Below are 10,663 nucleotides of genomic sequence, written 5' to 3' on the forward strand. Positions count from 1 at the left end.
TCTCCCCGGCCGGGGCCGACGAGCACCTGTCGGCCCCGGCTCCGTCGTGTGGTCGGTGGGTGGAGTCGCCGCGCTGTTCTCTCCCACGGACCGGCCGCGCCCACGGGTCCGGCAGAACCCGTCGACGGCGTACCTGCGGCGAGCCCACGCCGGTCGGCGCACAGCGGGACGGCGCCGACGCCCTCACCGGGCGGGAGGTGAGCGCCCGCCACGGCGGGAGAAGCCGTAGCCGGCGGTTCGTGGTGGGCGGGCACGGGGTACCGTGCGGTGTCCGGGGCAGTCGGACAGGCAGAGACCCGGAGGACAGCTCCGGCCGCACAAAAGGGAGCCTGTCCGCGATGGGAACCGCCGTCCACGTGCCGCAGACCAGGGACATGATCGGGGAGGAGCTGTCCGGCGACGAGGCGCTGGCCGCGTTGCGACGCTACGGCGGCATCCCCCTCCTCGTCGACGCGTTCACCCGGTTCCGGTACGCCGACGGCTTCACCAACGCGCGGGCGCTCGCCTTCCAGGTCGTGCTCGGTCTGGTGCCCTTCACGCTGGCCCTGGTGGGCCTCGCGACGTCCGTGCACACCGACTCCGTGGGCCGGGTCATCGAGCTGACACTCGGCGAGATCGTGCCCGGCGCCGGCGCCGACGTACTCGAGGACGCGTTCGCGGGGACCCGGCGCAGCGCGGACGGCGACGTGTGGAGCACCCTCGCGCTGTGGCTGGGCCTGGCGTTCGCGATGCTGAACCTCGCCTCGGCGATGGCCCAGATCGAGCGGGGCGCGAACCGCATCTACGGCATCGAGCGGGACCGTCCCCTCCCGCGCAAGTACGGGCGTGCCCTGCTGCTGTCCGTCGCCGCCGGGATGCCGCTGGTGCTCGGGTTCGTGGCGCTCGTGGCCGGTGGAGCACTGGGCGACGCCGTCGCGGAGACCGTCGGTTCCGGCTCCGGCGGGGACCGCTGGTGGAACGCGGTGCGGATCCCGGTGGGTCTGGCGCTCGCCTGGATCGCGTCCGCCGTCATCTTCCGCTGGTCTCCGCGCCGCAGGCAGCCCGGCTACACCTGGCTCGCCTTCGGCAGCGCGGTGCACCTGGTCCTGTGGGTCGCCGTCACCTGGCTGCTGTCGCTCTACGTGGGCAGGAGTGCCTCGTTCGGCGCGGTGTACGGACCGCTCACCGCCTTCGTCGCACTGCTCCTGTGGGCCAACGTCACCGCGATCGCCCTGTTCCTCGGCATCGCCTTCGCCGCCCAGTTGGAGGCGGCACGGGCCGGGATCGAGGAGCCCGTCCGGCCCGACCCGGGGTCCGGTTCCTGAGCCCTCGCCGTGGAACGTCGCCCTCCGTACCGGCCGGCCGGTCGCCGCCGTCTCGAGAACGGCCCGTGCGAGCGGAGTGAGACACGTGCTGTGGGCGTCGACGGCGACGGGCGTGACGGCGACGGAGGTGTTCCCCTCGATCACTTCGGTCGTGCGACGTGCCGTCCGACGGGGGCATGATGGGCGGATGGACGACAAGTTCCTCCCGGACTCCTTCGCGAAGCGCCATCCGGGACCTCTCGGGGACGACGACCACCCCTTGGTGCGGCGGGACCCCGCTCCCGATCGGTACGGACGCCTCCGCGTACGGTCCGCCGACCTCGGCCCCGCCGGGTGGCTCACCGAACGGGCCGCCGGGTACGGCGAGTTCGGGACCGTGTCGGGCGTCTGCGCGCCCGGCTTCGCCGCCTACGCACGGGTGCTCCATCCGGCGTCGCTCGACGAGCGGCCGGTGCGATGGGCGACGGTGGCCACCGCCCTGGGGCGCGTCGTGCAGCCCGACACCGCCTGGCACGAGGTGATCGGCATGGACCCCGACTACGTCAACGCCTGCGAGTACGGCCTGCCCGGCGTCTGGGACGAGCATCCCGCGGAAGGGCCGACCCCGCCCGCCCTCGCCCTGGCCCTCGTCCCCGTCCTGGCCCGGCACACCCGGACCCCCCAGAACTGCTGGTTCGGGCTGTGGAACGGCTACGGCCGCTGGGACTTCGGCCGCTACCCCTCGTTCGAGACTCCCGGCCGGGACGAGGTACTCCTCTCCGGCATGCTCACCGAAGCGGTCAGCCCGGTCGAGTGGGACGAGTTCGCCGAACTGCCCGACCTGTGGTGGCCCGACGACCGTGCCTGGTGCCTGGGCGGCGACGTGGACCTGGTGAGCACGTACGTCGGCGGGCCCCCCGAGCTGATCGCCGAACTGCTCGCCGATCCGGCCCTGGAGGCCCACCCGGTCACGGCGGGCGACCGCGTGGGCTGACGGCGAGCGCACGCCCGGCGTCGTGACACCGCCCCCCCTGGGACGGCGAGCGACGCCGTGCCGGGGAACGGCTGTCGGTAAGGGACGGCGACGGTGTCGGATCCGCGAAACCGGGCGCTCCGCCGGCCGGTGATTCTCGAGGCGACGCCTGCTCGCTCAGTTCCGGGCGGATTCACCTCACGCGTCGCCGCCAGGCGCGGAAGGGTCACCGCTCCGTTTCCTCCGCGCCCGGACCCGTCGTCGCGCCGGGCGCACCGAGGCCGGGGGCGGCCGGCGGGAACGGGGGCGCTGCCTGCCGCTCGCGGCGGGGCATGCCTCACCTCGCTGTCCGGGGGTACACGCCAATCCGTCACGGCAGTTCCACGGAAGGGGTCAAGATGGACGGGTCGGCGCTGCGGGCGGTCGGGTGGGCGCGCACCCTGCCGTTGGACAGTTCGGTGAAGGGCGCCCGGGACTGGGCGCGGGAACACCTCGACTCCCTGGGCTGGACCAGCGAGGCCCCGGAGACCACCGACGCCGTCCTGCTGACGGTCTCCGAACTGGTCACCAATGCGCACCGGCACGCACACAGCAACGCCCAGCTCGTCATGGTGTGGGACAGCCGGTGCCTGCACATCGCGGTCCACGACCACTCCGACGAGCTGCCCTCTCCCCGGGAGCCCAGCACCGAGCGTGTCGGTGGGCGGGGCATGCTGCTGGTCGACGCCCTGGCCGACAGCTGGGAGGCGCACCAGTGCCCGCACGGCAAAACGGTCACGGCCTGTTTCCGCCCGCCCGCGGCGGACGACCGGCGCGGCTGAGCGGACGGGGTTCCGGCGCTCCTCGAAGCGGCTCCGCTACCGGGTGAGCAGCGCCTCGCGCATCGCCTTTCCCGTGACGGTCGCGTCGTAGCCCTCGGGGACGCCCGGGACCAGGATGATGTCACCCTCGATGTGCCGTGCGCGCAGGGGCGCGATCTCCCGGTAGGCGGCACAGGCCCACCAGGCCCGCGCCTCGGCGATCGACGGGAATCCGATCACCACGACGTGTCCGGGCCAGGCGCCCTCCACCACCTCGTGCTGCGCGCCGTGCACCAGGAAGCGGCCGCCGTACGGCTCGAAGGTCGCGGTGATGCGCTCGATGTACTCGGCGACCTCCGCGTGCGGTGCCGCTTCCTGCAAGTGGGCGATGGCGTAGGCAGACATGGTGTCCTTCCGTCCGGTCGGGCTCTCGACAGTCACTATCCTGCGCCACCGCAGGACACCGGTCGATTACCCGAGAGGTAAGCGCGACGGGGCCCGGCACCCGTTCTCCGTCGACCTCGACCGTCCGGCGCCGTCCGGTTCCGGGCGCGCGGGAGGGGCCGGACGAGCGGCAGGCGCCCTCGGGACCGGAGTGGGCCCGGTCGGCGGGGTGGTGCCGTCGGCTCAGACGCGCAGCCAGGCCGCCGTGTCGGTGGGCAGCATCCCGTCGGTGTCCAGAGGACCGCTGGCGAGGAGGACGGTCTCGTGGTCCGGCAGGCCGGCCGGGATGCCGGCGAGGTTGACCACACAGACCAGGCCGGGTGCGCGGCGGAACGCGAGGACGCCGTCGGCGGCGGGCAGCCACTCCAACGGGCCGTCGCCGAGGCCGGGTTCGGTGCGGCGCAGCCGCAGGGCGGTGCGGTAGAGAACCAGCATCGAGGCGGGGTCGGCGGCCTGGCGGTCGACGGCGTAGCCGGACCAGCCGGCGGGCTGCGGCAGCCAGGGTTCGGTGCGCGAGCCGAAGCCGGCGTAGGGGGCGTCGGTGGCCCACGGCAGGGGGACGCGGCAGCCGTCGCGGCCGGGGTCGGTGCCGCCGGAGCGGAAGTGCATGGGGTCCTGGATGCGGTCGAGGGGTATCTCCGCCTCGGGCAGGCCCAGTTCCTCGCCCTGGTAGAGGTAGACGGAGCCGGGCAGGGCGAGGGTGAGGAGAGCGGCGGCACGGGCCCGGCGGGTGCCCAGCCCCAGATCGGTGGGGGTGCCGAAGGCCTTGGTGGCGAAGTCGAAACCGGTGTCCCGACGGCCGTAGCGCGTGACCGTGCGCGTCACGTCGTGGTTGCACAGTACCCACGTGGGGGGCGCGCCGACGGGAGCGTGCTCCGCGAGGGTGTCGTCGATGGCCGTGCGCAGTCGCGCGGCGTCCCAGGGGCAGGCGAGGAAGGCGAAGTTGAACGCGGTGTGCAGTTCGTCGGGGCGCAGGTAGCGGGCGAAGCGATCCGAGTCCGGGAGCCACACCTCGCCGACGAAGACGCCGCCGTAGGCGTCGGCGACGCGCCGCCAGGAGCGGTAGATCTCGTGCAGTTCGTCGCGGTCGATATAGGGGTGGGGGTCGTGGCCCTCGACGAAGTCGGGCAGGGCGGGATCCTTGGCGGGCAGTGCGGCCGAGTCGATGCGGACCCCCGCGACGCCGCGCTCGAACCAGAACCGCAGGACGTCCTCGTGTTCCTCGCGCACTGTCGGGTGGGCCCAGTTGAGGTCCGGCTGCTGGGGGGTGAACAGATGCAGGTACCACTCGCCGTCCTCGACCCGGGTCCAGGTCGGGCCCGCGAACTGCGACGGCCAGTCGTTGGGCGGCAGTTCGCCGTGCTCGCCGCGTCCGGGGCGGAAGTGGAACAGCTTGCGTTCGGGGCTGCCCGGTCCGGCGGCGAGTGCGGCCCGGAACCACGGATGCTGGTCGGAGACGTGATTGGGCACGATGTCGACGATGGTGCGGATGCCGAGGGCGCGGGCCTCGGCGATCAGTTTCTCGGCCTCGCCGAGCGTGCCGAAGGCGGGGTCGATGGTGCGGTAGTCGGCGACGTCGTAGCCGCCGTCGGCGAGCGGCGAGAGGTACCACGGGGTGAACCAGACGGCGTCGACGCCGAGTTCGGCGAGATAGGGCAGTTTCGTCCGTACGCCCGCGAGGTCGCCGGTGCCGTCGCCGTCACCGTCGGCGAAACTGCGGGGGTAGACCTGGTAGATGGCAGCGTCACGCCACCAGTGGTCCGAGTGGCCGGGGGTCGTGTCGCGATGAGGGGCTGCCACGTGACGGTCCTTTCGGGGCAAGGGTGGTTCCCCGCCGCCGCCTCGGACAGCGGGGCGTCGAGGACGAGGCGGCGGCGGAGGGATCGGAAGGGCGGCGGCACGCCGTGCCGGAGGATGAGGTGCGTCAGCCCTTGAGGCCACCCGCGGTCAGCCCGCTCATGATGTTGCGCTGGAAGAGGAGGAACAGCAGCAGGGTCGGCAGGGACGCGATGGTGAGGGCGGCGATCAGCACGTTCTCCGGCACGCTGGTGGCGAGCGAGTAGATGCCGACGGCGAGGGTCTGTCCGGTGGGGTCGGGCAGCACCAGCATGGGCCAGAGGAAGTCCTTCCAGACGCCGACGACGGCGAAGATGGACACCACGCCGAGGATGGGCCGGGAGATCGGCAGGACGACGGACCACAGGATGCGCAGCGGGCCGGCGCCGTCCATGGAGGCCGCGTCGAGGAGTTCCCTGGGGATGGAGTCGAAGAACCGCTTCAGCAGGAAAATGGAGAAGGCGTTGGTGACCGAGGGCAGCCAGATCGCCCAGGGCGAGTTGAGCAGGTTGCGTTCGACGATCGGCACGTCCAGCACGGTGAGGTACTGGGGTACGACGAGGACGGTCGCCGGAATCATCAGGGTGACGAGCATCATCCCGAGGACCGCCTTGCCCAGGACGGGCCGCAGCTTGGACAGCGAGTAGGCGGCGGCGACGTCGAGGACCAGTTGGAAGGCGAGCGCACCGAAGGCGTAGTACAGGGTGTTGAGGAGCAGCCGGGCCAGGTCCATGACCTCCCAGGCCCGCCGGTAGTTCTCGGGGTGGACGGAGCCGGGCACCCAGGTCGGGGGTGTCTGGACGGCTTCCTGGGTGGTCTTGAGGCCGCCGGACACCATCCAGTACAGGGGGCCGAGGAAGGCCAGCGTGAACAGGGCGACGACGAGCGCGAAGGCGAGCCAGTAGAGGAGTCTGCCGCGCGGCCGGGCCAGTCGGGCCGGTGAGATGAGCGTGCGTGTGGACATGTGCGTGTCTCCCCCGGTCCTACTCGTCGGTGGCGCGGCTGAGCCTGGTGTACGCGGCCGAGAAGCCGGCCAGCAGTACGAGCAGGAGCAGGCCGAGCGCGGCCGCGGCACCGTAGTTGTTGAAGTTGAAGGCGTACTGGTAGATGAGGTAGACGACGGTCGTGGTGGAGCCCTCCGGTCCGGCGCCGCCGGTGAGCAGGAAGGGCTCGATGAACACCTGCATGGTGGCGATGATCTGCATGAGGAGCATCAGCAGCAGGACGAGCCGGGTCTGCGGGATCGTCACGTGCCACACCTTGCGCAGCAGGCCGGCCCCGTCGAGTTCGGCGGCTTCGTACAGCTCGCCGGGGACGCCCTGGAGTGCGGCCAGGTAGATGAGGGTCGCGCCGCCCATGTTCATCCAGGTGGAGGCGACGACGACGGAGAGCATCGCGGTGTCGGGGTCCTGGAGCCATTGCTGGGCGGGAACGCCGAGGACGCCGAGAACCTCGTTGAACATGCCGTAACCAGGGTCGTACAGGTACTTGAACAGCAGGACGGACGCGGTGGGCGGAAGCATCACGGGCAGGTACACCAACAGCCGCAGATAGCCCTGACCGTGCCGGAACTCGTTGATGACCAGGGCGGTGAGAAAGGGGACGGCGAAGCCCAGGACCAGCGCGAGGACCGTGAACCACAGGGTGTTGCGCCACGCCTGGCCGAAGGCGGGGTCGTTCCAGACGGTGACGAAGTTGTCCCAGCCGGTCCAGCTGACGCGGCCGTCCTCGGTCTTCTGGAAGGCGAGCAGGAACTCGCGGACGATCGGGTACCAGGAGAAGAAGGCGAAGCAGAGCACCGCGCCGATGAGGAAGGCGTGGGCGGTGAGGTTGCGGCGCACGGCCGTGGCGAGGCCTGCGGCCGGGGGCGGTACGGCGCTGGCGCGGCGGGGACGGCGGTCCCCGGCCGCCGGGTCCTGCGTGAGGGTGGGGGCCGACATGGGCGCTCCTTGACGTGCTGCGGTGCCGCCGGACGCGACGGTCCGGGCACGTGACGTGGGCGGTCGGGCTCGCCCTGTCGCGGGAGAGGACGGGCGCGGGGCGCGCGCTCGCGGGCCGGGCGGTGCGACGGCGCGCGGCCCTGCGGGGTCACGGGGCGCCGAGAACATGGTTGAGCCCGGGGCCCCGTCCGGCCCGCGGGTCACCGGGTGGCGAGAACCTGGTCGACCTGGGTCTCCGCCGTCGACAGGAGCTTGTCGATGTCGGCGTCCCTGTTGGTGAGGATGCCGGACATCACGTTGTCGAGGACCTTGTAGATCTCCTGGGCCTTCGGCGGTTCGGCCTTGCCCGGGACCGGGTCGTCCATGAACGCCTTGAAGTTCTCCACCGGCATGGTGGCGTACCGCTCGCGGGCCGCGTCGTCCTTGGCCTTGCTCTCGTTCAGCCACAGGTTGGGCTGTGGGAGCCCGACCGGCAGGCCGTCGGCCTTGGCGCGCCGCCAGTCGTAGTGACCCTTGCCGACGGTGGTGAACTTGAAGTTGAGCCAGGCGACGGCTGCCTTGACCTTGTCGGACGAAATGCCCTTCTTGATCATGTAGTTGTTGCCGCCGGCGAGGGTGTTCCTGCCGCCGGGGATCGGGCCCATGCCGAAGTTCTCGTACTCGGCGCCGAGTTGCTGGACCATGTAGGTCACGTCGTCGGGCGCGGCGAGGAACATGCCGAGCTTGTCGGTGGCGATCTGCTTCTGGAGGTCGCCCCACTTCAGCAACTGGGTCTTGCCCATCGAGTCGTCCTCCCAGCGCATCGCGTGAAGGTTCCGGGCGACCCGTTTGCCGATCGCGTCGTTGAACGCGGCCTTCTTCCCGGAGCCGTCGACGACGTCACCGCCGAGGCTGTACATCTGCGCGGTGAAGTGCCAGCCGCCGGTGTTGGCCGCGCTGTACTCGCCGAAGCCGGCGACACCGCCGCCGAGAGCCGCGATCTTCTTGGCCGCCGCGCGGACGTCCTCCCAGGTGGCCGGCGGGGAGTCCGGGTCGAGGCCCGCCTCGGTGAAGAGTTTGCGGTTGATCAGCAGGCCCATCCGGTAGTTGCTGGTGGGCAGGCCGTAGAGCTTGCCGTCCTGCTTGAGCGAGGCGAGGACGTCGGGGGCGATGTCCTTGAGCAGCGGGACGGTCCTGTCGTTGACGTAGGCGCTGATGTCCTGGGCGCCGTCGTTGTCGAGGACCTGCGCCAGGTCGGTGAAGTACGTGTAGAACACGTCGGGCTGGGACCTGGCCTTGAGCATCGCGGTGAAGCGGGGCGGCTCCAGACACTGGCCCGGGGTGGAGCGGCCCTGGACGGTGACGTGGGGGTACGACTTGTTGAACTCCTTGACGTCCTCGTTCCACTCCTTGAGTTCGGCCGCCTTCGCCGCCGGGGGCATGCAGTCGATCGTGATGGTCACCTTGGTCTTGGGGTCCAGCGGCGCGGCGGGATCCGAGTTCGCGCCGTTCCCGGAGCCGTTGTCGTCGTCGGTGCTGCTGCTCGTGCCGCAGGCGGCGAGCGCCGTCAGCGTGAGGGCGGAGACGAGGGTGACCGCGCCTGCGCGGCGGGTGCGGCGGAACCGAACTCTTCTCATGGGTGGTCCCCTTCGGCATGAACGTGGAAGGCGCCCCCGTCGCCGATGCGATGTGGGGCGCCGCACACTCAACCACCGCCAACAAGTGGCCGCAATATCTCGCGCTGATTTCGTAATTGTTCGACAGTCAGCCGCATACAGCCGGGGCGGTGGCGATGCCGCCACGCAAGTCACGTCTTCCAAGGTGTAGTTGCGCGGCACGCGGTGGGCCAGGCCGGCAACAGGTGCGACACCGGACGCCGTTCAGTCGCGCGGGGCCTGCGCCGTCGAGCCGCGGACGACCAGTTCCGGCTCGAACAGCAGCTCTCCGGGGGGCACTTCACCGCCGCGGATCTGGGCGCACAGCAGGTCCACGGCGGCTCGGCCCATGGCCTCGATGGGCTGGCGCACGGTCGTCAGCGGGGGCTCGATGCAGTTCATGAACGCCGAGTCGTCGAAGCCGACGACCGACACCTGTCCGGGCACTGCCAGTCCGCGGCGCCGGGCGGCCCTGATGGCACCGAGCGCCAGCGGGTCGCTGGCGCAGATGACGCCGGTGACGCCACGCTCCAGCAGGCGCGTGGTGGCCGCCTGGCCGCCCTCCAGGGAGAACATCGAGCGCTCCACCCGGTCTTCGGACAGGGTGGTGCCGGCCGCCTCGGCGGCGGCGCGGGCGGCGACGAGCTTGCGCCGGGAGGGGATGTGGTCCCCGGGACCGAGGACGACGCCGATGCGCTCGTGGCCCAACAGGGACAGGTGACGCCAGGCCTGCTCGACGGCGACCGCGTCGTCGCAGGAGACACAGGGGAAGTCCAGTTCCGCTATGGGGGCGTTGATCAGCACCACCGGGATCCGCCGCTCGGCGAGCCGGCGGTAGTGGTCGTGCGGAGCGTCGGCCTGGGCGAACAGGCCACCGGCGAACACCACCCCGGAGACGTGCTGTTGCAGCAGCAGCTCGACGTAGTCGGCCTCGGAGACGCCGCCCTTGGTCTGGGTGCACAGCACCGGGGTCAGCCCCTGCTGGGCCAGCGCCGCGCCGATGACCTCGGCGAGCAGGGGGAAGATCGGGTTCTGGAGCTCGGGCAGCACCAGGCCCACGAGGCGGGCGCGTTCGCCGCGCAACTGGGTGGGACGCTCGTAGCCGAGCACGTCCAGTGCCGTCAGCACGGACTGTCGGGTGGCGTCCGAGACTCCGGGCTTGCCGTTGAGGACCCGGCTGACCGTGGCCTCGCTGACCCCAACCTTCTTGGCTACCTGAGCAAGTCGTCGCGTCATGCGCGCAAGGCTAGCGCAAGCTGCGCAAGCGGCTTGCGGCGCTCTCGGTACGGGAGTTCGGTTTCCGTCAGGATCTGCGGCTCACTTGCGGGACTCGGGGCCGTGAGGACGGTGGCCGTTCGTCGCCGGTTCCGACGCCCCCCGATTCCGTCCCGGTCCGGTTCCGGCGCCCCCGATTCCGTCCCGCCCGCGGCGGGCAGGCGGGCCGCGGTCGGCTGCCTGGTCGGTCGGGAAGGTGCGGCACCACCGTGAGGCGCCGTCCAGGGGCCTCTTTGCGTGCAGCACAACGGAGCTTGCGGACGGCCGGGGGAGCTCCACCGTCGCGGCAGCTCGGACCGAAACCGCCCGCGTCCCCGACGTGAGCCAGGGAAGGCCCGTGCCAGGAACTTTCGTGCGGGCTGTCGGAAACGCAAGCGGGTCCGCAAGGCACGCAAGGCACTTGCGCGTCAACTCCCGCTCCCGGCAGGACCGTTGACAAACCAGGGACACGCTAGAAACCTGTGGACGTAGTTTCCGC

At 71.4% G+C, this 10,663-nt stretch carries 9 protein-coding genes; 3 read left to right on the forward strand and 6 right to left on the reverse strand.

Annotation, left to right across the window (positions count from 1 at the left end; genetic code table 11):
* Positions 1-338 precede the first annotated feature (338 nt).
* The 3 genes from ACZ5Y0_RS19055 to ACZ5Y0_RS19065 all read left to right on the forward strand — a co-directional run bounded on the left by ACZ5Y0_RS19055 (position 339) and on the right by ACZ5Y0_RS19065 (position 3,077).
* On the forward strand, positions 339-1,304 hold the full coding sequence (locus ACZ5Y0_RS19055) for a YihY/virulence factor BrkB family protein (protein WP_469129828.1): 966 nt from the start codon (positions 339-341) through the stop codon (positions 1,302-1,304).
* A gap of 187 nt (positions 1,305-1,491) precedes the next feature.
* Positions 1,492-2,277 (forward strand): hypothetical protein, encoded by a 786-nt coding sequence (locus ACZ5Y0_RS19060; RefSeq protein WP_469129829.1) that lies wholly within the window; start codon positions 1,492-1,494, stop codon positions 2,275-2,277.
* Between the two features lie 377 nt (positions 2,278-2,654).
* The gene (locus ACZ5Y0_RS19065; protein WP_469129830.1) at positions 2,655-3,077 is read left to right on the forward strand and encodes an ATP-binding protein; all 423 of its coding nucleotides are present in this window, start codon (positions 2,655-2,657) and stop codon (positions 3,075-3,077) included.
* Between the two features lie 36 nt (positions 3,078-3,113).
* On the opposite strand, the gene ACZ5Y0_RS19070 is transcribed toward ACZ5Y0_RS19065, so the two are convergent.
* The 6 genes from ACZ5Y0_RS19070 to ACZ5Y0_RS19095 all read right to left on the reverse strand — a co-directional run bounded on the left by ACZ5Y0_RS19070 (position 3,114) and on the right by ACZ5Y0_RS19095 (position 10,146).
* The gene (locus ACZ5Y0_RS19070) at positions 3,114-3,461 is read right to left on the reverse strand and encodes a DUF1330 domain-containing protein (protein ID WP_469129831.1); all 348 of its coding nucleotides are present in this window, start codon (positions 3,459-3,461) and stop codon (positions 3,114-3,116) included.
* Between the two features lie 222 nt (positions 3,462-3,683).
* Complete coding sequence (locus ACZ5Y0_RS19075; RefSeq protein WP_469129832.1) at positions 3,684-5,300, reverse strand: glycoside hydrolase family 13 protein; 1,617 nt, start codon at positions 5,298-5,300, stop codon at positions 3,684-3,686.
* 124 nt (positions 5,301-5,424) lie between these two features.
* On the reverse strand, positions 5,425-6,300 hold the full coding sequence (locus ACZ5Y0_RS19080; protein ID WP_469129833.1) for a carbohydrate ABC transporter permease: 876 nt from the start codon (positions 6,298-6,300) through the stop codon (positions 5,425-5,427).
* A gap of 19 nt (positions 6,301-6,319) precedes the next feature.
* On the reverse strand, positions 6,320-7,276 hold the full coding sequence (locus tag ACZ5Y0_RS19085) for a carbohydrate ABC transporter permease (protein ID WP_469129834.1): 957 nt from the start codon (positions 7,274-7,276) through the stop codon (positions 6,320-6,322).
* Between the two features lie 200 nt (positions 7,277-7,476).
* Complete coding sequence (locus ACZ5Y0_RS19090) at positions 7,477-8,892, reverse strand: ABC transporter substrate-binding protein (RefSeq protein WP_469129835.1); 1,416 nt, start codon at positions 8,890-8,892, stop codon at positions 7,477-7,479.
* 243 nt (positions 8,893-9,135) lie between these two features.
* Positions 9,136-10,146 (reverse strand): LacI family DNA-binding transcriptional regulator, encoded by a 1,011-nt coding sequence (locus tag ACZ5Y0_RS19095; protein WP_469129836.1) that lies wholly within the window; start codon positions 10,144-10,146, stop codon positions 9,136-9,138.
* Positions 10,147-10,663: the final 517 nt, after the last annotated feature.

The sequence above is a fragment of the Streptomyces sp. NPDC033216 genome (assembly GCF_055577115.1).

Bases quoted from the DNA above. Each gene is read 5' to 3' on its own strand.
- ACZ5Y0_RS19055 (WP_469129828.1), top strand. From the start codon at position 339: ATGGGAACCGCCGTCCACGTGCCGCAGACCAGGGACATGATCGGGGAG.
- ACZ5Y0_RS19060 (WP_469129829.1), top strand. From the start codon at position 1,492: ATGGACGACAAGTTCCTCCCGGACTCCTTCGCGAAGCGCCATCCGGGA.
- ACZ5Y0_RS19065 (WP_469129830.1), top strand. From the start codon at position 2,655: ATGGACGGGTCGGCGCTGCGGGCGGTCGGGTGGGCGCGCACCCTGCCG.
- ACZ5Y0_RS19070 (WP_469129831.1), bottom strand. From the start codon at position 3,461: ATGTCTGCCTACGCCATCGCCCACTTGCAGGAAGCGGCACCGCACGCG.
- ACZ5Y0_RS19080 (WP_469129833.1), bottom strand. From the start codon at position 6,300: ATGTCCACACGCACGCTCATCTCACCGGCCCGACTGGCCCGGCCGCGC.
- ACZ5Y0_RS19085 (WP_469129834.1), bottom strand. From the start codon at position 7,276: ATGTCGGCCCCCACCCTCACGCAGGACCCGGCGGCCGGGGACCGCCGT.
- ACZ5Y0_RS19090 (WP_469129835.1), bottom strand. From the start codon at position 8,892: ATGAGAAGAGTTCGGTTCCGCCGCACCCGCCGCGCAGGCGCGGTCACC.
- ACZ5Y0_RS19095 (WP_469129836.1), bottom strand. From the start codon at position 10,146: ATGACGCGACGACTTGCTCAGGTAGCCAAGAAGGTTGGGGTCAGCGAG.